The organism is Azohydromonas lata NBRC 102462 (assembly GCF_001571085.1).
In the GTDB taxonomy this organism is placed as follows: domain Bacteria; phylum Pseudomonadota; class Gammaproteobacteria; order Burkholderiales; family Burkholderiaceae_C; genus Azohydromonas; species Azohydromonas lata.
Genome location: NZ_BCTC01000013.1, coordinates 1 through 24,566, shown reverse-complemented (window position 1 = coordinate 24,566; position 24,566 = coordinate 1). Strand labels below are relative to the sequence as shown.

Annotated in this window: 16 protein-coding genes and 1 pseudogene; 12 read left to right on the top strand and 5 right to left on the bottom strand. The window is 66.1% G+C overall.

What is annotated here, in order from left to right:
• Positions 1-7 precede the first annotated feature (7 nt).
• Entirely contained in the window at positions 8-850 is an 843-nt protein-coding gene (locus ALA01S_RS07090; protein ID WP_157118804.1) for a PEP-CTERM sorting domain-containing protein, read from the bottom strand.
• 326 nt (positions 851-1,176) lie between these two features.
• Here ALA01S_RS07090 and ALA01S_RS07085 point away from each other — a divergent pair, with 326 nt between their 5' ends.
• The 3 genes from ALA01S_RS07085 to ALA01S_RS07075 all read left to right on the top strand — a co-directional run bounded on the left by ALA01S_RS07085 (position 1,177) and on the right by ALA01S_RS07075 (position 5,298).
• The gene (locus tag ALA01S_RS07085) at positions 1,177-1,449 is read left to right on the top strand and encodes a BrnT family toxin (RefSeq protein ID WP_066333990.1); all 273 of its coding nucleotides are present in this window, start codon (positions 1,177-1,179) and stop codon (positions 1,447-1,449) included.
• A complete protein-coding gene (locus ALA01S_RS07080; RefSeq protein ID WP_066333987.1) occupies positions 1,409-1,732 on the top strand; it encodes a BrnA antitoxin family protein in 324 nt (107 codons plus the stop codon). The genes ALA01S_RS07085 and ALA01S_RS07080 overlap by 41 nt, the downstream gene beginning before the upstream one ends.
• 200 nt (positions 1,733-1,932) lie before the next feature.
• On the top strand, positions 1,933-5,298 hold the full coding sequence (locus tag ALA01S_RS07075; protein ID WP_169805863.1) for a PAS domain-containing protein: 3,366 nt from the start codon (positions 1,933-1,935) through the stop codon (positions 5,296-5,298).
• 88 nt (positions 5,299-5,386) lie between these two features.
• On the opposite strand, the gene ALA01S_RS07070 is transcribed toward ALA01S_RS07075, so the two are convergent.
• A complete protein-coding gene (locus ALA01S_RS07070) occupies positions 5,387-5,599 on the bottom strand; it encodes a hypothetical protein (RefSeq protein WP_066333982.1) in 213 nt (70 codons plus the stop codon).
• Between the two features lie 317 nt (positions 5,600-5,916).
• Here ALA01S_RS07070 and ALA01S_RS07065 point away from each other — a divergent pair, with 317 nt between their 5' ends.
• Positions 5,917-9,117 (top strand): sensor histidine kinase, encoded by a 3,201-nt coding sequence (locus ALA01S_RS07065; RefSeq protein ID WP_238455720.1) that lies wholly within the window; start codon positions 5,917-5,919, stop codon positions 9,115-9,117.
• A 194-nt stretch (positions 9,118-9,311) separates the two neighbouring features.
• On the opposite strand, the gene ALA01S_RS07060 is transcribed toward ALA01S_RS07065, so the two are convergent.
• Positions 9,312-10,379, bottom strand: a complete 1,068-nt coding sequence (locus tag ALA01S_RS07060) for an IS630 family transposase (protein WP_066333975.1) — start codon at positions 10,377-10,379, stop codon at positions 9,312-9,314.
• A 603-nt stretch (positions 10,380-10,982) separates the two neighbouring features.
• Between ALA01S_RS07060 and ALA01S_RS07055 the strand changes: the two genes are divergently transcribed.
• Together ALA01S_RS07055 and ALA01S_RS07050 are read left to right on the top strand one after the other, a co-directional pair.
• Positions 10,983-12,197, top strand: coding sequence for a TnsB C-terminal domain-containing protein (locus ALA01S_RS07055; RefSeq protein WP_066333972.1), 1,215 nt, complete (start codon positions 10,983-10,985; stop codon positions 12,195-12,197).
• Between the two features lie 2 nt (positions 12,198-12,199).
• Entirely contained in the window at positions 12,200-13,069 is an 870-nt protein-coding gene (locus ALA01S_RS07050) for a TniB family NTP-binding protein (RefSeq protein ID WP_066334127.1), read from the top strand.
• 617 nt (positions 13,070-13,686) lie between these two features.
• Here ALA01S_RS07050 and ALA01S_RS07045 read toward each other — a convergent pair.
• On the bottom strand, positions 13,687-15,186 hold the full coding sequence (locus ALA01S_RS07045; protein ID WP_066333969.1) for a histidine kinase dimerization/phospho-acceptor domain-containing protein: 1,500 nt from the start codon (positions 15,184-15,186) through the stop codon (positions 13,687-13,689).
• A 338-nt stretch (positions 15,187-15,524) separates the two neighbouring features.
• Here ALA01S_RS07045 and ALA01S_RS07040 point away from each other — a divergent pair, with 338 nt between their 5' ends.
• From ALA01S_RS07040 to ALA01S_RS31520, 5 genes and pseudogenes are all read left to right on the top strand, one after another.
• Positions 15,525-15,818 carry a hypothetical protein gene (locus ALA01S_RS07040; protein WP_238455718.1) on the top strand — a complete coding sequence of 98 codons (294 nt, stop codon included), beginning with the start codon at positions 15,525-15,527 and terminating at the stop codon, positions 15,816-15,818.
• 10 nt (positions 15,819-15,828) lie between these two features.
• Positions 15,829-16,728 carry a response regulator gene (locus ALA01S_RS07035; protein WP_066333965.1) on the top strand — a complete coding sequence of 300 codons (900 nt, stop codon included), beginning with the start codon at positions 15,829-15,831 and terminating at the stop codon, positions 16,726-16,728.
• Between the two features lie 362 nt (positions 16,729-17,090).
• On the top strand, positions 17,091-19,115 hold the full coding sequence (locus tag ALA01S_RS07030) for a response regulator (RefSeq protein ID WP_066333962.1): 2,025 nt from the start codon (positions 17,091-17,093) through the stop codon (positions 19,113-19,115).
• Between the two features lie 461 nt (positions 19,116-19,576).
• The gene (locus ALA01S_RS07025; protein ID WP_218011436.1) at positions 19,577-22,150 is read left to right on the top strand and encodes an MASE4 domain-containing protein; all 2,574 of its coding nucleotides are present in this window, start codon (positions 19,577-19,579) and stop codon (positions 22,148-22,150) included.
• A 304-nt stretch (positions 22,151-22,454) separates the two neighbouring features.
• A pseudogene (locus ALA01S_RS31520) lies at positions 22,455-23,190 on the top strand (ISAzo13-like element transposase-related protein).
• A 3-nt stretch (positions 23,191-23,193) separates the two neighbouring features.
• Here ALA01S_RS31520 and ALA01S_RS31510 read toward each other — a convergent pair.
• A protein-coding gene (locus tag ALA01S_RS31510; protein WP_157118800.1) for an IS5 family transposase occupies positions 23,194-24,055 on the bottom strand; the annotation gives its coding sequence in 2 pieces (ribosomal slippage) (positions 23,194-23,647 and positions 23,646-24,055; 864 coding nt in all).
• 56 nt (positions 24,056-24,111) lie between these two features.
• Between ALA01S_RS31510 and ALA01S_RS35420 the strand changes: the two genes are divergently transcribed.
• A complete protein-coding gene (locus tag ALA01S_RS35420) occupies positions 24,112-24,549 on the top strand; it encodes an ISAzo13-like element transposase-related protein (protein WP_084267284.1) in 438 nt (145 codons plus the stop codon).
• The last annotated feature ends 17 nt before the right edge of the window (positions 24,550-24,566 follow it).

Genomic DNA, 24,566 nt, shown 5'->3' with positions numbered 1-24,566 from the left:
CGGCCGCTCAGGCGGGCAGCGCACCCATTGGGCGTCCGCGCGCGCGGCGGCGCGTCCACCCGGCCAGCGCCGCCGCGCCCAGCGCCAGCAGCAGCGGCGCCGGGGGCTCCGGCACGGCGGGCACCCGCACGCGGAAGGCGCCGGCGTTGTTGCTCCACTCGTAGCCGTCCATGGTGCCCAGGTACAGCCGCGTGGCGCCTTCGGGGACGAAGAACTGCTGACGCTCGCCGCTGCCGCGGCCGGTGAGCCCGTCGCCGATGAAGAAGGTCTGCTTGAGCTGCGGGTGCAGCGTGCGGAAGTCCAGCCCCAGGCCGCTGCCGGAAAAATCAAGGTCGTCCGGCGTCGGCCCCGCGGTGGGCAATGACGGGCCCAGGAACACGCCTATGAGCGAGTTGATGGGCGCGCGCAGGTTGGACATGCCGTTGACCGGCGCATGGGTGAACACCTCGGTGGCGCCGTCCACGCCCGGCACCGGCCCGTCGGCGCGGGGAAAGGCCCGTCCGCACTCGGGGCAGCAAAAGGTGCTGGTGCTGGTGGCCGGGCAGTTGGCCACGCCGCCGCGCACGCTGAAGGTCAGCACGTCCAGGCGGCTCAGGTCCAGGCCACTGAGCAGCACCGGCGACTGCGCGGGCGCGCTGTCCGGCGGGTCGATGCTGCCGTCCGGCATGCCGGCCAGCCATGGGTTGGCCGTGCCCGGCACCCGCACGCCCAACGCGTGCGCCTGCAGCGGCGCGCCCAGCGCCGCGAACGCCGTCGCCAGTGCCGCCAGCCAGCGCAGCGCGGCACCCCAGCCGCCGCCCGCACGCCAGCGCCCGCGACGGCCCCATGTGTCAAAAATCCCCTCCAGCATGGCCATACCTCCTGCTGTCGCTTGAACCAAGGGGCCGCCAGCGTAGCGGCGAGCCCGGATCCAGCCGATGCCTTCAATCGGCTGGCGCAAAGCAACGTTGCGGAAAAGCGCGGTTACGGGCGGCCGACACTTTCTCAACCCTTTCAGGTGGGATTGCGTGGAGGCGTCTGGGGCAGGGCCTGCGCAAGTGCTTGTGGTTCCACGAGGCTCAACAAGCGATAGCCAATGGCGGCGATCTTGCTGAAATTTATGAATAGCAAAGATTATGGGTGATTATCTGGTCTATCTTGTCTTACTCGTGCGACTTTATGTAGCTACAATTAGTCGTGCACATCGAGTACGATCCTGACAAGCGAGCCAGGACGCTGACCGAACGGGGCCTGGACTTCGAGGACGCGCGCAAAGTGTTCGCCGGCCCCACGCGCAGTGCGCCCGACACGCGCATGGACTACGGCGAGCCACGCAGCATCACCTTCGGGATGCTGCAAGGTCGCATGGTTTGCCTGGTCTGGACACCACGCGGCGCGGCGCGCCGCATCATCTCCATGAGGTACGCCAATGAGCGCGAAATCGCCCGCCACCAAGCAGCCCTGGATTGACCCGGACGACGCGCCGGAGCTTGACGAGGCGTTCTTCGAAAGGGCGGACCGCAGGATCGGCGAGCGCGAAGTGTCGCGCGAGGAATACGCCGCGGCCGTCAAGGCGGCGACGAAGATGGGACGCCCGAGGCTGGAGCGGACCAAGCGGCCGGTCACTGTGCGCTATGACGCCGACGTGATCGACGCGTTCAAGGCCACCGGCCCGGGCTGGCAGACCCGCATGAACGACGCGCTGCGCGACTGGCTCAAGTCCCATCCGGGCGGTGCGTCCGGGGCACGTTGAGCCAACGCATGTTCCCCGTATTGGCGAGAGCGTGAAGCTGCGGCACCAGGTGCTGGCCAGTGAGAGATCGTCTTCGCCGATCGAACAGCAGTCTCGATGGCGCGTTACACCAACCCTGGCCAAGCAGCCGCGCAGTTGTGAACCGGACAGACCATGAAACCGGCGGCTGGCCGTTTGCCTGTGGCGAGATGGCGCAGCGCTTGTCCGGTCATGACTGGGCAGCCACGCCACTGGGTGCCATCGCTACCTGGCCTGTGCAGTTGCGCATGGTCGTGAGCCTGATGCTCGCAAGCCAGCAGCCCATCTATGTCACCTGGGGGCCGCAGCACATCTCGCTCTACAACGACGGCTACATTGCGTTCCTGGGCAACAAGCACCCTGATGCGCTGGGCAGGCCCTACGCCCTGGTGTGGCCGGAGATCTGGGAGGAATACCGGCCCATGCTCGAAGCGACGCTGCTGCGCGGACAATCCCACTACTTCATCGATCGCCCGGTGGCGTTGCAGCAGCGCGCGGGACAGCCCTTGAGCTGGTTCACCTTCTCCTGGACGCCGTTGCGCGACGACGAAGGGCAGGTGGTCGGGCTCTTTTGTGTGGCCACCGAGACCACCAACCAGGTCCTGGCACGGCAGGTCTATCAGCAGTCCGAGGCTCGGCACGCCTGCTTGCTCAAGCTCAGCGACGCACTGCGGCCGCTGGCTGACGCGCAGCGCATCAAGGCCATGGCCACACGCATCCTTGGTGAAGAACTGGCCACCGACCGGGTGCTCTACGCCGAGCACGTTCGCCGGGACGGCGAGGATCTCTGGCTGATCGAAGATGCTTACTGCCGACCCGGCCACGTGTTTCCGGATGGCCTATATCCGCTCAGCAGTTTCGGCCGCGACGCCTACGCGTCGCTGCAGGGGCGAGCGGTCGCCGTCGGCGACGTGTCTCAGGATGCCGGCATTGCGCCGCCAGCCAAGGAGACTTTCAAGGCGATGTCGATTGCAGCGTACGCAGTGCAGCCCCTGGTCAAGGAAGGCCGATTCGTTGCGCTGCTGGCGATGAACCAAGCCACGCCGCGCCCGTGGACACCGCTGGAGCTGGAGTTGCTGCAGGAGACGGCCGAGCGCACCTGGGCGGCCGTCGAGCGTGCACGCGCTGAAGCGGCGCTGCGCGACAGCGAGGCTCAGTTGCGCCTTGCGCTCGACGCTGGCGGCATGGGCATCTTCGTCTGGGACTTCAGCGCGGACAGCCTGGAGTGGGACGCGCGACAGTACGAGCTCTTCGGCGTCGACAGGCACGAAGGCGAGATGACCGGGGAACGGGCCCTGGCGCGTGTACACGCCGAGGACCGCCCGGCGCTGGAAGCCGCCATCCGCGCCGTGGTCGAGGCGGGCCAGGGCACGTTCCGCTTCGAGTTCCGTGTCCCGCAGCCCACGGGCTCGATGCGCTGGGTGGCCGGGCGCGCGCAGGTCCTGCCCGGGCCGGACGGGCGCGCAGCCCGGATGATTGGGCTCAACTTCGACACGACGCAGGCTCACGAAGCCGAGGCGGCGTTGGCCCGCAGCAATGAGGAACTGCGCATTGCCGCAGAGCGTGTGCAGCTGGCGCTGGCCGCGGGAGCCATCATCGGCACCTGGCTGTGGGACCTGCCGGCCGATTCCTTGATGGTCGACGAGCGCTTGGCGCAAAGCTTTGGCTTGCCCCCTGCTCTGGGCCGTACCGGGCTGAAGCTGGAGCAGGTACTGGTCAACGTTCACCCCGAGGATCTGCCTGGAGTGCGTCTGGCCATCGACGAGGCGGTGGCACGCGGCGGCCCCTACAGGCGCGAATACCGCGTGCGCGGCCTCGATGGCGTCTACCGCTGGGTCGAGGCCAACGGCCGCGTGGACCTAGCCGAGGACGGGCAGCCGCTGCGCTTTCCGGGCGTGCTGCTCGACATCGAGCGCCGTCGCGCGCTGGAAGCCGAGCGCGATCGGGCCATGGAGCTGCTGCGCGCCTTTGCCAATGCCGTGCCGGGCATCGTGTACGCCAAGGATCGCGATGGGCTGCTGCTGGTGGCCAACCAAGGCTTGGCCGATCTTCTTGGCTGCCCACCGCAGAGCTTCCTGGGCAAGACCGAGCTGGAATTTCGCGCCGACAAGGTCCAGGCCGAAGCCGTGATGGCCGCGGACCGCCGGGTCATGGACAGCGGTGTGGCGGAGCAGTTCGAAGAGACGGTGACGTACTCAGACAGCACGACCGCGGTGTGGCTGTGCACCAAGGCGCCGTTCACCGATGGGCAGGGGCACGTGATCGGCGTCATCGGTGCATCGCTCGACATCACCGCGCGCAAGGCGGCCGAGCATGCGCTGGCCGCGCTCAATGCCACCCTGGAGCATCGGGTCGCGCATCGAACGGCCGAGCTGGCTGCCGCGCGCGATGCGGCCGAAGCCGCCAGCCGCGCCAAGAGCGCCTTCCTGGCCAACATGAGTCACGAGCTGCGCACACCCATGAACGCCATCCTCGGCCTGGCGCACCTGCTGGCCCAGGAGGCCCTGGAACCCGGCCACGCCCGGCAGGTGGCCAAGATCGAGGATGCGGCGAGGCACCTGCTGTCGGTCATCAACGACATCCTGGACATCTCCAAGATCGAGGCTGGCAAGGTCCAGCTGGAGCGGCGCGACTTTGCCCTGGCCGCGCTGCTGGAGCAGGTGCGTTCCATCGTGGGCGCCAGTGCTGCGGCCAAGGGATTGGGCATCGAGGTGGACAGTGGCGACGTGCCGGCTTGGCTGCGCGGCGACGACACGCGCGTGCGGCAGGCGCTGTTCAACTACGCGGGCAATGCGGTCAAGTTCACGGCCAGCGGCCACATCGCGCTGCGGGCGAGGCTGGAACGGCAGGACGGCACGAAGCTGCTGGTGCGCTTCGAGGTCGAGGACACCGGCATGGGCATCGAGCCGCAGCAGGTGGCGCGGCTCTTTGAAGCCTTCGAGCAGGCCGATGTCTCCACCACCCGCGAGCACGGCGGCACGGGACTGGGGCTGGCCATCACGCGGCGCCTGGCCGAGCTCATGGGCGGCAGCGCTGGTGCGCAGCCCAGGCCGGGTGGCGGCAGCGTCTTCTGGTTCACGGCTTGGCTGGGTCGTGGGACCACCATGGCCGTGGCTGCTGCCACGCCGCCCCAGGGCGCCGGCGCCGAACTGCGCCAGCGCCACGCCGGCGCGCGGGTACTGGTGGCCGAGGACAACGCCGTCAACCGCGAGGTGGCATTGGCGCTGCTGCGCGGCGTGGGGCTGGAGGTGGACTTTGCCGAGGATGGCCGCATGGCGGTGGCTAAGGCGCAGCAGGCGGTCTACGACCTGATGCTGATGGACGTGCAAATGCCCGTGATGGACGGGCTGCAGGCCACGCGGGCGCTGCGCGCGCTCCCGGGGCTGCGGTCGCTGCCCATCCTGGCCATGACGGCGAACGCCTACGACGAAGACCGCGCGGCATGCCTGGCTGCAGGCATGAACGACTTCGTCGCCAAGCCGGTGCGGCCGCAGGTGCTGTATGCGACGCTACTGAAATGGCTGGACTGCGGGCGTGGGCAGACATGACTCCGTCCAAAGGACGACCCAGCCGGTCAACGTACCTTGCAGCGGTCTACGGAACAAGTACGGCACTGGCTTCGGAACCGGCAGTCGTTCAGGCGCAACTGCGTGGCGGCCCCATGCACGCCAGCCCATCGTTCACTCGCCTCAGGTGTGCGATGCAGCCATCAATGCGCTCGGCCACGCGGTACATCAGCATCGAATTGGGCTGTGCCGCACTTCGCTGTTGCTCCAGATCCCGTTCCGCTGCGAGAAGTTCGCGCTCCAGCTTGATGCGCTCGTCGTTGAGGCGTTGCCACTCGTCCATCAGGGTACTTTATGTAGTTGTGGGCTGGGCTGCAGCCGGCAGCAGCAGCAGCAGCAGGCCGCAGCCAGTGAAGTCCCTGCCGAACCCGGGGAAGGTTCACCTGTCCAGCCGCTTTGGCCTGCTCAGCGCTGAAGGTCTCGGCTGTCTCATGTGCGTGCTGGATGTCGTCGCCGACCACGCCACGGGCTGCGATCCTCTGGCGCATGGGTCATGCGCGAGCCCGTCGCGGCCGCGCGCCGGGAATCAACATTTGTCGGAACTGCCAGCAAGCGGCCAGATTAGTTGCCGTCCTGCACGGGCCTCAAAAGCATGACTTGGTGCCGCGCCCTCCGAGCGCGACCGAATCGGTAACAGACCGGGCCCGTCGGTGTCGTCGTCACGGCTACGCTACCCGCGTGAACATCACTGGATATGACATCGAAACCGTTTCGTGGCCCTTTCACAAGGGCCAGATGGCACAGCGCATTCGCGCTCACGATTGGGCGGCGACGCCGCTGGGGCCGATTGAGCGCTGGCCACCAAGCCTACGCGCTCTGGTCGACTTGATGCTGCAGAGCCCGCGCATGATGGCGCTGTCCTGGGGAGAGCAGGCGCTGCTGCTCTACAACGACGCCTACAGCCGCCTGATCGGGCCGCGCAGCGCCATCGCGCTGGGTCGCTCAGCCCATGAGACCTTCGCCGATGTCAGCGCCGTCTTCGAACCTCATCTCAGACAGGTGCTGGCCGGGCAGACGGTCCAGTTGCGTGACCAGTACTATCCGTTCATCCGCACCACCGAGCTGGAAGATGCCTGGTTCGACGAGATCCACCACCCGGTGCACTCGGACGAAGGCACGGTGGTCGGCGTGTTCAGCATTTTGGAGGAAACCACGCCGCGGGTGCTGGGCGAGCGCTATCGCCTGCAGGCACAAGAGCAGTTGCGCCAGAGCGCGGCACGCGAGGCCTATCTGCTGCGGCTCAGCGACACGTTGCGCGCGTTGAGCGATCCGGTTGCCGTCATGGCCGAGGCGTCGCGCATGCTGGGCCAGCACCTGGAAGCCAGCCGCGTGATGTACGGGGAAGTGTCGGCCGACGGGGCGGAACTGCTTATCGAGCGCAGCCATGTGGCCGAAGGCTTGCCTGAGCTGACCGGGCGCCACCGCACAGCTGAGTTCGGACGCTCGCTGCGGGACGCGTTGGTGGCCGGGCGCACGGTCGTGGTGCCCGACGTTACCGCGGTGCCCGAGCTGTCCGATGGCGAGCGGGCTGCCTTGGCGGCACAGGGCATCGCAGCGCTGGTGAGCGTGCCGCTCATCCTGGACGGGCGTTTCGTCGCGAACCTCAATGTCTGCCAGGCAGCCCCGCGCTTGTGGACACCGGGCGAGGTGTCGCTGGTCGAGGCCACCGCGGAGCGAACCTGGGCCGCGATCAAGCAGGCACGCGCGGAGAGCGCACTGCGCGAGAGCGAGGCCAAAGCCAGGCGCGCCGCCGATCTGCTGGAACAGCTCATCGAAAGCGCGGCTGATCCCATCTGGACCAGCGACAGCGAAGGACGCATGGTCGTGCTGAACTCCGCCACCGCCGCTGTGCTGGGCCGTCCACGCGGGGCGCTGATGGGCATGCGCAACAGCGAGGTGCTGCCAGCGGAGGTGGCCGCCCAGGCGCAAAGCGAGGACCGGCGCGTCTTGCAGGAAGGCTGCACCATTCGGGTCGAGCAGACGGTGTTCGATGCCAGACATGGAGAGCCTCGCGTGTTCTTCACCATCAAGGTGCCGTTGCGGTCCCCTGACGGGCATGTCATGGGCATCGTGGGCATCGCCCGCGACATCACCGAGCACAAGGCGGCCGAAGCAAGGCTTGCCGAGCTCAACGCCACGCTCGAGCAGCAGGTGCACCAGCAAACGGCCAGGCTGCGCGCACTGCTCGACAGCGCCGGCAGCGCCATCGTCGCGACGGACCTGGCTGGACGCATCACGCTCTTCAATCCGGCTGCCGAACAGATGTTCCGTCTCCCGGCCGTACAGGCGGCAGGCAGGCCGATGTTGGACTTCCACGATCCTGGGGAAGTACAGGCCAAGGCGGACATGATTCCGAAGATCCTGCGTGACCATGGCCACGGGCAGCCTGCCTTGCTGGAGCGGGCGATCCGCAACAGCTCGGTGTCGGCCTCGGCGCAGCCTGGAATGCAGACGGAGTGGACCTACGTGCGCGCCGACGGCACGCGCTTCCCCGGGCTGCTGAGCATGAGCGTGCTGCGCCAGGAAGCAGACACGCCCGTGGGCTTCATGGGCATCATCACCGATCTCACCGAGCGCAAGGCGATGGAAGAGGCCCTGCGCCAGCGCACGGCCGAGCTCGAAGCGATCACCGCACGTGAAAAAGCCCTTTTCGCCAGCGCCGCCAGCGGATTCATCATCACGGACTTGGCCAACAACATCAGCGCCCTCAATCCAGCCGCTGAAAGGATGCTTGGCCTGTCGCAGGCGCAGGCACGGGGGCGTCCAGTGCTGAGCTTCCATGACCCTGAGGAGGTGCGCCGGCAATTGCACCTGCTCCCGCTGGAGGTGCGCACGATGGCCACCGGGCTGTCCGACGCCTTGTCGGCCGACCAGCAGCAGGCCGAGCCGCAGGACCCGGGGGCCGGCCAGCAAACGGAGTGGACCTACGTGCGCGCCGACGGCACACGTTTTCCCGCGCTGCTCAACATCAGCGTATTGCGCGATGCACGAGGCGCACCGCTGGGTTTTCTGGGCATCGTGACGGACCTCACCGAGCGGAAGGCGTTGGAAGAGCAACTGCGCCAGCGTACTCGCCAGGCCGAGGCTGCCACCGCGGCCAAGAGCGCGTTCCTGGCCACCATGAGCCACGAGTTCCGCACGCCGCTCAACGCGGTCATTGGGCTGAGCCAGCTGCTGCAGCAGCTGGAGCTGCCCGAGCGCGCGCGGGCCTTCGTCGGGCACATCGCCCAAGCCGGCGAGCAGCTGCTGGCGCTCACCAACGACGTGCTCGACCTCTCGCGCATCGAGGCCGGTGAGATGCATCTGGAGGCCGTGCATTTCGAACTGCTGCCACTGCTCGATGCGGTGCGGACCCTGGTGCAGTCCCAAGCTGATACCAAGTCTTTGCCGCTGGTGGCCGATGTCGCACCGGCGCTGCCGCGGTTCCTCGTCGGCGACCCCTTGCGGCTGCGCCAGGTGCTTCTCAACCTGCTGTCCAACGCGGTGAAGTTCACGACCAGTGGCAGTGTGACGCTGCGTGTGCGGCAGCTCGCACGCAATGGGCAACAGGCCACCCTGCGCTTGGACGTGGTGGACACGGGCATCGGGATCACGCCCGAGCACCAGGCGCGCATCTTCGAGCCGTTCACCCAAGCCGATGGCTCCATCACGCGGCGCTTTGGCGGCACGGGGCTGGGCCTGTCCATCGTGCGGCGCCTGGTGGACATGATGGGCGGGACGCTGCAAGTGGCGAGCTTGCCGGGGCAGGGCAGTACGTTCAGCGTCACGCTGACACTGGAGGCGCCGCCGGGTCAGGATTGACCTGTGGCTGCACACGCTTGCTAGCAGCGGCGCGCTGTACCTGCCTGGGCTCAGGGCTTGCACGGAGGGTTGGCGCCGGCGCACTGCTTCACAGCGCGCGTAACCAGCCACGCTGGGCGGCTCGGCAATGGTGCAGCGACACCATCGCGTGTTCGATGGCTTCAGGGTGTTGAAGTCCGTTATCAACCCGGCAATTAAAAAGAGTACGTGGCCCGTGAGCTGGCGTACACGGCCTGCTCGTCTTCGAAATAGCCCCTGACACGCTGTGGCATGTCGCTCAGCGCCTCCATGAAACGCAGGGCAATGCGCTTGAGAGTGCTACGGTCGCTGCTGCCAGGGCGCATGCGCAGTTCAGTCTTGAGGTCACGGTTGACGAGTTCGTCGGGGTTCATCTGCGGCGAATACGGTGGCAGGTAGAACAGCTCGATGTCATCCTTCCTGGCCTGCGCCCACTGCCGTACCTTTTCGGCGCGGTGCACGGCCAGGTTGTCCACGATGAGAAACACTTTGGCCGGCGAGTCGTGCACCACATCGGCCATAAAGTCGATGAAGCGCTCGGCGTTGATGGCGCCATCATGAAAGCCAAAGCGCAACAAGCCCTGGTTGGTAAGCGCCGAGATCATCGTGATGCCGGGCGTAGGGCGCCGTGCAGCGTGCTCGATCACGGGCGTGTGGCCTTTGGGTGCATAGCCGCGCACCCAGGCCGTATCCTGGCGCACGGCCGTCTCATCCGCCCAATGCACCAGGGCCCTTTCGACCTTGGCACGCCGCACAATGGTTGGATACTCAACCTCCAGCCATTGCCGAACTTGCTCGGGTCGCTGCTCCAGCGCCCGCTTGGCTGGGCGCTGCGGCGTGAAGCCCCAGCGCCTCAAGTACTCGCCCACCGTGCGGACGGGCATGTCAATACCAAAGTCGAGCTTGATGGCCTCCTGCACCGCCTTGCGGCTCCACAGCGCATAGGGCAGTCCCAACCGCGCCGGGCTGCCGCCCACGATCTGCTCGCGCAGCCGTCGCTCGTCTTCGAGCCCGAGCGTGCGCTTGTCGCCCAGCAGCCGGCCGCGGCGCGTCGAAGCCACGTCTGCGGGCTGCTGCTCATTGAGTCGGTAGCGGTTCACCCAACTCATGACCGTGGAGCGGTGTAGCCCCACGATGGCTGCGATCTCGTCCCACGTCTTGTGCGCCTGTCGCAACCGGTGCGCCTGACGACGCAGTAACTGCAGCGATTCCTCGGAAAGTTTGCGACCGTCGGGCTTGTCCATGAGTACAAATTAGGCGGTCGGGTCTCTTATTGCCAGGTTAATAATCGTGCGACCCCGGTCCACCCGGGGTGCGAGCGGGAACTGCGCGTAACCACTTGTCTTGCATAGAGAAACCGACGCGTTGGCCGTGACTTGGAAGTGTCGCGGCGTTGCCTCACCCTGCAAGTCGGCGGTCCATACATCTTGCGAGTGTTGTGGCCCACGGTTACTGCGAATGGCGTCCACGGTTATTGCGATGAGGCCAGTCAGCCGAGCCACGGTAAGTCGTTGTCGCGTCTTGGTAAAGCGTTATCTTGGCGACCTGTGGGCAGGGTGAGCCATCAGCCACGAGCCATGCGCCCCCGGTTCAGGGTTTTTGCAACTGCGGCTGGCGCGTCCACGATTGGTGCGAATGCGTACCGACGCCCCCCCGGTGGGACGCACATCGACAGCCGCGCTGAGGAAGTCATCGATGCCGTGCTGTCCCGGTGGCTGCCACGGCAGCGCTTCCTGGCGCACCCGCTGCTCGACATCACGATGGAGATCCAGCGCCGCTGCGCGGCAGCCGGGATTCCACCGCCATCGCGCAATACGGTAGCCCGGCGCTGGGCGCGACATCGAGAAATGCAAGCCCTGCGACGTGTCAACGCTCCAGGCGCGCAGATCCCGCCGGGGCACCTCGTAGCCGACGCGCTGCTGGAGCTGGTGCAGATCGACCATACCCAGGCCGATCTCATCGTCGTGGACGAGCTGTTGCGCCAGCCCATCGGCCGTCCATGGATCTCGCTGGCCATCGACGTGGCCACCCGCTGCGTCGTGGGCCTTTACGTGGCGCTGGAACGACCTAACGCTGCCATCGTCGCGCTGCTGCTCACGCGCGTGGTGCTGCCCAAGACGGCGTGGCTGCAGTCGCTGGGGGTTGAGGCCGACTGGCCGATGAACGGCATCCCGAAGTGTCTGCACCTGGACAACGCTGCCGAGTTCAAGAGCCGCGCACTGTGCACGGGCTGTGCCCAGTACGGCATCGAGCTGACGTACCGCCCGGTGGGCCGGCCACACTTCGGCGGCCACGTCGAGCGGCTCAACCGCACGCTCATGGAGCGGCTCAAGGGCCTGCCTGGCGCCACGGGCAATTCGTCCAAGGGCCGCAAGGAACGCCAGCCGGAGAAGGGCGCGGCAATGACGCTGGCACAGTTCGAGCGCTGGCTCGTGCTGGAGGTCGCGCAACGCTATCACCACAGCGAGCACCGAGGCCTCGCGGGCGCCACGCCCGCCGGCGTGTGGGCGGACATGTGCAACCGCGCACCGCCGCGCTATCTTCTCTTTGAGCCGGAGGCAGCGCTGCGCTTTCTGGTGCAGTTCCTGCCGCTGGAGTTGCGCACCATCCAGGGCGACGGGCTGACCCTGTTCTACGTGCGCTACTGGCACCCGATCTTCGCCGCCTGGCGCGAGAGCCGGCACAAGGTCCTGGTGCGCTATCACCCCGAGGACCTGTCGCGGGTGTTCGTCACCGTCAACGGCAAGACCTACGTCGAGGCCCGGTACGCCGATCTGCGCCGCCCGCGCATCTCGCTGTGGGAGCAGCGCCAGGCGTGCCGGCGGCTGCGCCAGCAGGGCCACCGCGAGCTGTACGAGACCCTCGTGTTCAAGGCCATCGAGGAGCAGCGCCGCATCGTCGAGCGCGCCCGCACCCAGACCCGCACGGCGCGGCGCAAGGCGCCGGCTACGGCCGAGGTTCGGCGGCCGGCCGACGTCTGGACGCCACCAGCGGCGCAGCCGCCCGCAGAACCCGTGGACTACAGCCTCGACGTCGAGCCGTTCCCGGTGGAGATCTGGTGAACGTGGAGACGCAAGCCCTGGGTCACCTGCATCCCGCCGCACGGGCCGAGGCCGCGCTCGACGACGAGGCGCGCATCCGCCACCTGCACCGCGACCGCTGGATCGACTACCCGCGCGCGGCCCAGGCGCTGCAGCAGCTCGAGCGCCTGCTGGTCCTGCCTGAACGCCAGCGCATGCCCTGCATGGTGCTGCACGGGGATTCCAACATCGGCAAGACGCTCATCACCGCCAAGTTCCTGCGCGAGCACCCGCCCGTGTTCGACGAGCTACGCGGCGTGGAGCAGCGCCAAGTGGTGGCTATGCAGATGCCGGCCACGCCCGACCAGCACCGCTTCTACACCGCGCTGCTGTTCGAGCTGGGCGCACCGCACAGCGCCGCGGCGTCGCTGTCGGTGCTGGAGCGCCTGGCGCGTGACCTGCTGCGCCGCATTGCCCCGCGCATGCTGATCGTGGACGAGGTGCATCACCTCTTGGCTGGCGGCTACCGCGAGCAGCGCGCAGCGCTGAACCTGCTGAAGTACCTGGCCAACGACTTGCGGCTCAGCCTCGTGGTGGTGGGCACCGCCGATGCGCCGCTCGCACTGGAATCCGACGCGCAGATGCGCAGCCGCTTCACGCCGCTGGAGATCCCGCGCTGGCGCGAGAGCGATGACTTCCGCCGGCTGCTGCGGGCCTTCGAGAGCGTGCTTCCCTTGCGCAGACCTTCCGACCTGTCGCAAAAGCCCATTGCCCAGTTCCTGCTTGCCGCGAGCGCCGGACTGCTGGGCGAAGTAGCGAGGATACTCACCGAGGCGGCCGAACTGGCGATCCACGACCGCTCCGAGTGCATCTCGCTGGCCCACCTCGAGACTGTAGGTCGTGCCACAACATGACCGCCCCTGGCCTGTAGCGCCGCGCCCGTTCGCGGACGAGCCGCTCGGCACCTGGCTTGGCCGGGTAGCGGCGCGCTACTGCATGGGGGTCGTGCAGCTGTGCGACGCCCACGCCCTGGATATCGACTTCCAGGGCAGCAGCCTTGGATGGATCCTTTTTTGCGCCGGCAGCCGGTCCGAATCCTTCAGCGTCTTGCGACGCTGGCGCGCCTGACCCTGCGTGACGTGGAGGCAATGCAGTCCGGTGCCGAGTGGCCACTCGCTCGCACGCAGGCTTTGTATTGCCCTCGCTGCCTGTTCCTAAACGAACTCGACGTCACAGCGCCAGTCTGGAAGCGCAGCTGGCTGGCTCCTGGCGCAGCCTATTGCCAGCGGCACGACAGGTCCTTGGGGTCAATACCGGCGGGGAAACTTCGGCACTGCAGGAACTTCGACGATGTCGTTCACGCTGTCGGGCGCCAAGAGAAGCGCCTGCGAAATGCCGAGCTCGCGCATGCCACTGTGTTCAAGACCAGTACAGACAGATGGCGGTCGCCCACTTCATAGGCCGTTGCCCGCTCAACATAGGGTGGCCACATTCGCAGAAACCTTGGACCTATTCGCAATAACCGTGGACCTCAACACAAGCCCAGCCCCGAGCCGCCGTAGCGCCGCGTGATGGAGCCATCGGCCTGCACGAAGGGCTCAAAGATCCGGTCGAACTTGTCCGAGGCGATGCCAATGCCGGTGTCTATGACTTGCATGCACAGCAGCGCCCACTCGCCGTTGTGGCCGAGCAGCCTCGCACGCAGCGTAACGCTGCCGCGAGCCGTGAACTTCACGGCGTTGGACAGCAGGTTCAGCAGCACCTGACGCAGCCGCAACGGGTCGCCCACGAGGCTGGCAGGCAGCTCGGGGTCGATGTCGGCCACAAGGTGCAGGGCTTTGGCTTGCGCCTGTGGTGACACCATGGCCAGCACGGTATCGAGCAGCACCTGCGGCTCGAACGCCACTGACTCCAGTTCCATTTGGCCGGCCTCGATGCGCGAGAGGTCGAGCACGTCGCTGGTGAGGCCCAGCAACTGCTCGCCGGCGTCGTGGATATGACCGACGAACCGCTCCACGTCCTTGGGCAACGAGCGCTGCTGTAACAGCTCAGACAGCCCGATGACGGCGTTGAGCGGCGTGCGCACCTCGTGGCTCATGTGGGCCAGGAAGGCGTTCTTGGCATTCGTTGCAGCATTGGCCCGGTCGCGTGCAAGCTCCAGTTCGCAGATGACCACCTTCAGGCGGTCGCGCTCCTGGCGCAGTTCACCAGACAGGCGTTCCTGCTCGCTCGTTTGCTGCTGCAGCGTGTGCAGCCCTGCGTAGAGCAAGGCGCCCAACACCAGGGCCAGCACCACGGCCGCCAGCGCCAGCCGGGTCTGCAGCGACAGGCCCAGCGCCGCACCACCGGACACCACGAACGCCTGCAGCACCGGTCCGAGCACGACACAAGGCAGCCCCACACGCAGGCTGCGACTCATGAGGTCGCGCCCGGCCATCATGCGTGCAAAGGGCAGGCTCGGGTGCAGCAGTGTCGCCACCCCCAGCAGCCACAACACGGAAGCCGTCAGCACGGACATGGTGTCGAAGATGGTCGGCGTCATCTCGACCGGCCCCGACAGTCCCAGCTTGAGCAGCCGCACCGAGGCCACGGCCAGCACCGGCAAGCCCAGCGCGGCCACCAGGCGATGGTGCCGCTTGCCGTACGCCAGCACGGCTGCTGCGCCGGCCAGCAGCCCTACCGCGATCAGCGTTGCGGGGGCGGGTAGCTTGAGCCAATCCACCGTGGCTGCCCAGCCGCCAAAGCGCAGGACGGACGCGGCTAGCACCACGCTTATGGCCAGCGCGACAGCGGCTGTGGCCGCACGGCGCCTGCCGTGTGCCGAGGCATGCAGGGACAGGCCCACGCACAACAGCGCCAGCGCCGTTGCCGGCACGGTCTGCGGCCAGGTCGGGACGATCCGTGTAGCGGGCATCCACTCGCCCAGCCAGCCGGGTCCCAGCACGGTGGCCATCGCCGCCAGGGACACGCCCACGGCGGCATTGAATAGGGGCGGCATGCCGGTGACCGAGAGCGTGAAGGCGGATCGCATGAGTAGGGTGGATGGATGGCTCGAGGCAAAAGCAGCAGGCAGCATGCGAGGGTGCCCTTTCGCTGCCAGGCTGCAAGACCTACTGAGCATCGGCAGGCGCATCTTCCACCAGACACACTGGACGCCACTGCTGGCGATACAGGGCTCGGTGAGCGAGCTCAAGCTCAAGGTGCTCGACAGTGCCGGACAGCGCCCATGGCCTTTAAGGCGGTGCGGCGCACGACCGCGGGAACCGTCCGGCACGAGGTCGTGGCCTTCCTGGCGCACGATCGCCACCAATCGTGACCGAGCGGATGCATGCCGAGCAGGCGCTACGGGCGAGCGAGGAGCGCTACCGCATGCTGTTCGAACGCATGACCGAAGGCTTCTGCACCATCAAAGTTTTCTTCGACGATGACGGCCGTCCCGTGGACTACCGATTCGACGTCGTGAACCCGGCCTTCGAGCAGCAGACCAGCCTGCAAGACGCCGCCGGGCGGCACATTCGCGAGCTCGTGCCGGAGCACGAGGCCTATTGGTTCGAGGCCTATGGGCACGTGGCCCGTACCGGTGAAGCCATGCACGTCGAAGCCGTGGTCGAGGTGCTGCAGCGGCACTTCGAGTGCACATATCTTTCGCATCGGCCGGCCTGAGGAGCGCCGCGTGGCTGTTCTGTTCAAGGACCAGCCGCTGGAGCAGGCCGTGATGCAGCGCACGCAGGCCGAATCCTGGCTGCGCCAGCGCCACGCGGGCGCCCGCGTGCTGCTGGCCGACGACAACGAGATCAACCGCGAGGTGGCCGTGGAGCTCATGCGGGCGGCGGGGCTGGAGGTCGAGGTCGCGGAGGATGGACAGGTCGCCGTGGAGAAGGTGAGCGCCGGTGGCTTCGACCTGGTGCTGATGGACGTGCAGATGCCCGTGGTGGACGGGCTCAGCGCCACCCTGATGCTGCATGGCAACCCGAGGTACGCGCAGTTGCCGATCCTGGCGATGACGGCGAACGCGTTTGACGAGGACCGCGCGGCCTGCCTGGCCGCCGGGATGAACGACTTCGTGTCCAAGCCCGTGGCGCCTGGAGAGCTGTACGCCACGCTGGGCCGCTGGCTGCCCGGCAGCGCCGACAGGGCGGCCCAGGTCCCCGCTCCCCTGCCTGCGCCGGACCCGGGTGCCGCCCGGGAGGACCTGGTGCTGGCGCGGCTGGAGCGGTTGCCAGGCTTCAACGTCCACCAAGCCGTCGCCAACTTGCTGGGAATGAAGGACCGGTACTTGGCCGTGCTGCGGATGTTTTGCGAGCACCACAGCGGCGACGCGCATCGCATCGCGCAGCTGGTCGGCAGCGACGAACCGCGCAAGGCACGCTTGGCGGCGCACTCGCTCAAGGGCGCCGCGGCAACGCTGGGTGCCCACGGCATTGCCGAGCTGGCCGCGGCCGTCGAGAGCCGCCTGGCGGGCGAGCCCAGCGGTGTTGTGGCCTTGGAGCTGGCCGGTCTGGTAGATGAGCTGGACCTGCGGCTCCGCGCCGTGGCCGAGGCGGCGGATGTGCCCGGTACCGAGCGGCCCTGAAGCGGGTAAGTCTCCGGACCTGCCCGGATGCTTGGAAGTCGTCTTTCGCCCTTGAGCGTCAATAGTCCACACAGCGGACAGCCGGTGCTTCTGGAGCGAGCTCAGATGGCTGTGTTGGTAATCCACCTCGGTCCAGCCCTCAGCGCAGCAAGCGCCACTTCTTTTGCGCGTCCAGCAGCCGCCGCCATAGCTGGGCACTCCGTTACCAGCCCGGGCACCGTGGTTGGCGTCGGCAGCGCTGTTGCGCCCAGGGACCACAATCCGCTCATGATCATGGACTTCACCAGATCCAGGCACCAGATGCCTGGACAACGTTGCGTGTCGCTGTCGCGCACGGCAAAGGCTGCGCGCGCAGGTGCCGCATGACCACGACGTCGGCGCTAATTCTGAACGTCGATGACACCGAGGCCGCCCGCTACGTGAAAAGTCGCACGCTGCAGCAGGCAGGTTTTCACGTGACCGAGGCCGGTTCGGGCGCCCAGGCACTGGAGAAGGTGGCGCAACTGCAGCCCGCACTGGTGGTACTGGATGTGCGTTTGCCTGACATCAGCGGTATCGACGTCTGCAGGACTATCAAGGAGTGCTGGCCGACGACCATGGTGCTGCAAACTTCGGCTGTTTTCACCAGCGCCGCAGACCGTACGCGCGGGCTTGAGAGCGGGGCGGATGCCTACCTGATCCAGCCGATAGACGCCGACGAATTGGTCGCCACGGTGCGCGCACTGCTGCGGCTGCACGCCGCGGAGAGCCATACCCGCCAGCTCAACGAAAGCCTGGAACAGCGAATCGAGGAACGCACGCGCGAGCTCCACGACGTCAACAGCCGGCTGATGGAGCAAATAGCGCAACGAGAAAGCGCCGAGGCGTTCGTGCGGCAAGTAGCCAACAGCATCCCGGGCCTGGTCACGTACTGGGATACCGGCCAGCGCTGCCGCTTTGCCAATGACGCCTGCATCGCATGGCTTGGGAAGCAGTTGGAACAGGTCATCGGCTGGCAGCTCATCGACGTGATCGGTGCTGTGCCGTACCGAGAAAGGGCAGCTTGCATCCGCGCCGCGCTACAGGGCCGGCGCCAGGACTGTCAGCACGACACTTTTCAACCGGATGGCACTCCACTGCACATACTTGCGAGCTACGTCCCGCATGTTGTGAACGGTGTGGTGCAAGGCTTCATCATCGCCGAAACCGACGTGACAGCCCTGAAGCAGGCCGAGCAGCGACTGGCTTTGCTCAACCAAGCGCTAGCCGCACGCGTCGAGCACGCCGAGTCGGCGACCCAGGCGAAGACGGCCTTCCTGGCCAACATGAGCCACGAGATCCGCACGCCGCTGCATGGCATGCTGGGTATGGCGCAGCAACTGCTGGACGGGACGCTGCCGCCCGCACAGCGCAAGCAGGCACAGGTCATCGAGCGCTCGGGCCGGCTGCTGCTGGGCGTGATCGACGACGTGCTGGACTTCTCGCGCATCGAGGCTGGCCGCCTTGAACTCGAGCGCGTGCCCTTTGACTTGGTGCAACTGGCGCAGGACGCCATCACCCTTTTTGAGCCGCCGGCCCACGCCAAGGGCCTGTCGCTGCAAATGGTGCTGGAGCCGGCGCTCACACAGGCCTGGCTGGTCGGCGATCCGCTGCGGCTGAGCCAGGTGCTCAACAACCTGCTGTCCAATGCCGTGAAGTTCACGCTCTCGGGCAGCGTGGCCCTGCACGTGAAAGCGCTTGATGGTGCGCGCTGGCGATTGGCCGTGCGCGACACGGGCATTGGCCTGGGCAGGGCCGAGCGCCATCACGTCTTTGAGCCGTTCAGGCAGGCAGACGGCTCCATCACGCGGCGCTTCGGCGGCACGGGACTGGGCCTGGCCATCGTGCGCCGCCTGGTGCAACTGCACGGCGGTGAACTGGGCGTGGAAAGCGAACCAGGCGAAGGCTCGGAGTTCTGGTTCGTGTTGAACTTGCCAGCAGCGCCCGCACAGGAGTTGTTGGCCCCACTGCCACCCGTGCCCGTGCCAAGCCTTGCGGGCCGCCGTGTGCTGGTGGCCGAGGACAATGAGGTCAACATGCAACTGGCCCGTGCGGTGCTGCAGACCCTGGACATGGAGATCTACCAAGCCATCGATGGCGCGCAAGCCGTGCAGGCGTATGAAGCGGCGCGCCCGCACCTGGTCTTGATGGACATGCATATGCCCGAGATGGACGGCTTGGCGGCCACGCAGCACATCCGCGCGCAGGAAGCCGCACGTGGCTGGTCACGCACACCGATCGTGGCGCTCACGGCCAGCGCGCTGCCTGAGGACCGTCAGCGCTGCCTGGACGCCGGCATGGACGACGTTCTGGTCAAACCATTCGGGTTGGAACAGCTACGGCGTCTGCTTGAGCAACACTGCCGCTGAGCCGGTGCTCCTGATCTGGTAGGCCGCCACGCAGCCGCGGCCGGCAACCGCAGCGTCACGCTGCGGCCAAGCGACCTTCACCTGTTGCGCGAGGTGTTGAAGGGTAGGGATGCTCCAGCAACAGAGCTGTCCTTACCACTCCAACCGTGGCCCGACACCAGCGCTGTGCTGTGTTCGCGGGCTTATTCTGCTTCTCGCGCGCCTGGAAATTTGAAGAACGCTTGCGGGCACAGCCAACGACACAATACGCGGGCGAGTTGGCGGCGCGCTTCCCACCGTGAAAAATTCACGACTGCAATAGGGTACCAACAACGTGGCCGGAGCGTGCACGGCCCTCGTTCCCGAAGCCGTGCCTGGCGCGCCGCCACGCCGCCCTTGTCGGCCGCACCAAGGATCACGGTGTAGGCTTCAGCAACGACGCCATGGCGCCCACAATCGAGTCACGTGCCTTGGGAGAGTATGTGAATGACGCCGTCAACTGGCAGCCGAGCGCGATGCTTGCGACATCGCCAGCCAGCCGCAAAGAATGCAGATTGGTGCAGACAGTCGCTGTGGTATCGCTGCTGCTGTTCGCCGCGGCGGTTCCCTGGGCGCGTCTGCCGCTGGCACAGGTATGGGCCTTCATCCCCCTCTACGAGTCGGCGCTTGTCCTGGTCGATGTCATCACGGTCGTGCTCTTGTTCGGCCAGTTTTGGATCGCCAGATCATGGGCGCTGCTCGCATTGGCCAGTGGCTACCTGTTCACGGCCTGTGTCACCGTCGCCCATGCCCTGACGTTTCCCGGATTGTTCGCGCCGGCCGGCTTGCTTGGATCAGGTCCACAGAGCACGGCCTGGATCTACATGTTTTGGCACAGCGGCTTTCCGTTCTTCGTGGCCGGCTATGTGCTCCTTCGCGGCAGTCGCTTCGAGTCCTTGTGCGGCCGCAGTCGCGTACGTGCGGCTGCCGCCATGTGCGTCGCTGTGGTCGCTGCGGCGGGTGCCGGCACGCTGTTGGCCACGGCCGGTCAGCGTCTCTTGCCGCCGATCATGCAGGGGAATCACTACACCCCCACGATGGTCGTCGTGGTTGCTTTGGTCTGGCTGGCCAGCCTCGTTGCGTTGGTCATGCTGCTCACGCGGCGGCGCCCCTACACCGTCCTCGATCTTTGGCTCGCGGTCTCGCTCAGTGCCTGGCTGTTCGATATTGCCTTGGCCGCAGTACTGAATGCGGGACGCTTTGATCTGGGTTTCTACGTGGGGCGCATGTATGGCCTGCTGGCAGCAAGCGTTGTGCTCATGCGCCTGCTGCTGGAGAACAGCGCGCTGTATGCCCGACTGGCCCATGCTCACGTGACCGAGCAGCGACGCTCCGACGAACTCGACCGGCTTGCACAGCAGTTGCAAGCTGCCAATGCTTCGCTGAGCGAGTCGAACCGTCGGCTCGAACAGCAAAGCCGCTTCAAGTCGGAGTTCCTCGCCAACATGTCGCACGAGCTGCGGACACCGCTGAACGCCATCATCGGATTCTCCGAACTGCTCAGGAACGGCACGGCGGGAGAGCTCTCGCAGACTCAACACTCCTTCGCAGGACGCATCTTTGAGGGCGGGCATCACCTCTTGTCTCTGGTCAACGACATCCTGGACCTGTCCAAGATCGAGGCTGGCAAGCTAGAGCTGGAAGAGCAAGATTTCTCGTTGCTGGCGCTGCTGGACAACGTGACCTCCATGCTCAGCAGTGCAGCGGCAGCCAAGGGGCTGCGCATTTTCGTAGACGCGCAGGCCACGCCGCCCTGGCTATGCGGCGATGAGACCCGGGTGCGCCAGGCGCTGCTGAACTACACCGGCAACGCGGTGAAGTTCACCAGCACGGGCAGCGTTACGTTGCGGGTGGGCGTTGTGCAGGAGCAGGGCGAACAGTTGCTGGTGCGCTTTGCAGTCGAAGACACCGGTGTGGGCATCGCCGCCGATGTACTGCCGCGGCTCTTCGGGGCTTTTGAACAGGCTGAGGCTTCGACCAACCGCCGCTTCGGGGGCACCGGCTTGGGCCTGGCCATCACGAGGCAGCTTGCCGCACTTATGGGCGGCACGTCCGGAGCGCACAGCGAGCCGGGCCGCGGCAGCACCTTCTGGTTCACGGCATGGCTTGGGAAAGGTCGGCCCATCGCACCAGCGGGTCCGCCACAGGAACAGGCCGAGTCCTGGTTGCGCCAGCGCCACGCCGGTGCCAGGGTTCTGCTGGCTGATGACAACGAGATCAACCGTGAGGTGGCGGTGGAACTGCTGCGCGCGGCGGGCGTCCAGGTCGATGTCGCGCCGGACGGCCAGATCGCGCTGGAGATGGTTCGGCGCGGCGCTTACGACTTGGTGCTGATGGACATGCAGATGCCTGTGGTGGACGGGCTGGACGCCACGAGGCAACTGCGCAGCGAGCCGCGCTTCTCGACGTTGCCGATCTTGGCCATGACGGCCAACGCGTTCGACGAGGACCGCAAGGCGTGCCTGCGCGCCGGAATGAACGACTTTGTACCCAAGCCGGTGGAGCGCAGTGTGCTGTACGCGGCGCTGCATCGCTGGCTTCCCGGCGGCGAAGGCGGCTCTGATGCATCGGTGCCTGGGCTGCCGCCCTTTCAAGCGGCTGGAGCGGCGCAGGAGGACATCGTGCTGGCCCGGCTGGCTCTTCTGCCCGGTTTCGATGCACACCAGGTGGTGACGAACCTGCTGGGCAGGAAAGACCGCTACGTCGCCTTGCTGCGCGTCTTCTGTGAACACCACACTGGCGATGCGCAGCGGATCGCACAGATGGTGGCCCAGCAGCAGTGGCACGAGGCCCGGCTCGCCGCCCACTCGCTCAAGGGCGCAGCCGCATCCTTGGGGGCTCACGGCGTCGCTGAGGTGGCCTCAGCCATCGAGCACCGGCTGCAAAGCGAGCCCAGTGGCAGCGCCACGCTGGAGCTTGTATCCATGGCTGACGAGGTGGACGTCAGGCTGCGTGCTGTGGTGGAAGCTGTAGAGCAGGACAACTTGGACTCGCGCAGCCGGGAGGCGGGCCGCTGAAGTGCAGTGCCCGCGGGCTGCTGGCCGCGCGCGTGAGACGGCCCCACCGAGGGCTGGATCGCCGAGGCGGCCGAACTGCCGATCTACGCTCGCTGCGAATGCATCTCGCTGGCCCACCTCGATGCTGTTGGTGAAGTCCAGCAGTTGGAGTTGTTGTGCTTTTCCGGAATGTTGGTGCGCTGCCGGCCGACTTCTTGTTGGTTGACAAGCACTTATGAGGTCCGTCCAACATCTACTGTTGACTCAGGATTGGCCTAAAGCGTAGTAGTACGGGTGTTGTCTCTTGCCTTTAACGAGGTGCTCCATGCGCCCGTATCTCCATACCTGCCAATGTGCCGAGCGCCTGTCGCAGGGCGACAACCCGACACGTGCACTGCACGAGCAGATCAATCTGTTCCTGAGCCGTCTCGACGAGCAACAGCGGCGCTGGTACGTCGCGCTCAAGGCACGCCAACTCGGATATGGCGGAGAGCGGCTGATGTCGTGCATCACTATCAGTGTGAAGACGATTCATCGCGGTCGGTGTGAACTCGATACGCAGCTCATTGAGCGCTCCGTGGGGCGTGTTCGCCATGCAGGTGGAGGACGCCCTTTTACGGAAGAGCACAATCCGCAGCTTGAGCAGGCCTTGGAGCAGATCCTGGAGGCTGAGACAGCCGGGGATCCGCAAGGCGGGCGCAAATCCAAGCGCAGTTCGCTGCGTCAGCTCAGCCAGGGCCTGCGTCAGGCAGGCCACAACGCATGTCCTACGACGGTATCGCGGCTGCTGCGCAAGCTGGGCTACTCGCCCAAGGTCAATGCACGGCGCAAGGAGGCCAGGTCTTCACTGGCACAGCGTGATGAGCAGTTCCACCATATCGAGCAGCAAAAACAAGCGTTCTTGGCTGCTGGTGAGCCGGTCATCAACGTAGACACAAAAAAAGGAATTGATTGGTGACGTCAAGAACGCCGGTCAGGCATGGTGCCGGGAGCTTGAAAGCGTGCTGGTCCACGACTTCCCTCAAGACGCCGTGGGCCAAGCCATTCCCTATGGCATTTAGGATTTATCCGTAAATAATGTTTATCTTCAACGGGACTTTGCGGAAGGCGATGATGGCCGCGGCCAGATGGTTGAGCGCGACGAAGCTGCGTTCGAGCTTCTCGTAGCGCACGAGCAGCTTGCGGAACCGGTTGAACCAGCCATGACAAGCCTCCACTACCCACCGTCGAGCCCTCTTTTTCGGGTCCCGCCGCTTGATGTGCGCTTCCTTGCGACGATCGACGACGTGAGGGATGTAGCCGTGCTCCTCGATGATGTTCAGGCACTCGGCGCTGCGGTAGCCAGCGTCGGCACACAGATGCTTGCTGCGTCGCAGCGGTGGGGCCTTGCGCTTGACCATGATGGCGCTGAGCACCTCGTCAAGCCGCTTGCCATCATTGACGTTGGCCCCGGTCACGATGAGGGACAACGGGACGCCACACCCGTCGACCAACAGGTGACGCTTGCTCCCATTTTTTCCCCCGATCCGTCGGGTTTGGACCGACAGCTTCTTGTGCCAGAGGAGCCTTCATCATGGCCCCGTCGATGCTTTGCCAGCGCCAAGCGATGCCCTGCATGTCGTCGTACTCGGCAAGGCCGGCACACCACAGCGCCTCGAAAAAGCCCGCTTCCTCCCATTCGAGGAAACGCTTGTGGATGGCACTGGCGCTGCCAAAGCGCTCCTTGGGCAGCGCCTTCCACTGGCAGCCCGTGCGCAGCACGTAGACGATGCCTTCGAACACCTGGCGCGCGGGCTTGGCCGGCCGTCCCGCACCGGGCTTGCGAAGATAGACCTTGTCCGGTGAGGGTAGGCGCTGGGGAACCAACGGCTCCACTCGCTGCCAGAAATCATCCGTCACGTCCCAGGACTCAACCCGCTTGCCCACCCTCGCGCTCCGTCACCGCATCAAGAACGGTTCGGAGCCATTTTAACTAATTACGGATAAATCCTTACACACTCAACGACAATCAGGGACATGTTTGCGTCGGCGACTGCTTCGACACGCCACGCTTTGCTGTGCAGGCCATCACAAACTGGTGGTGGAATGAAGGGTCGAAGCGATTCCCTGACGCGCACCAGTTGTTGATCTTGGCTGATGCCGGGGGATCCAACAGCTGTCGCTCCCGGGTATGGAAAGCGCAGCTACAAGAGCAACTCTGCGATGAGTACCGGATTCCAGTGAAGGTGTGCCATTACCTGACCGGCTGCTCCAAATGGAATCCAGTCGAGCACCGGCTCTTCAGCCACATCAGCATGAACTGGGCCGGTAAGCCGCTGCGCAGCTTCAACCGCCAGTGCTGCCCGGACTCGGCTGCGAGCGGTGAGCTGGCCGCGTCGGCATTGGCCTGGCGCCTCGCGGCCATACCATCGATGCAATGACTAACCCGGATATTTCA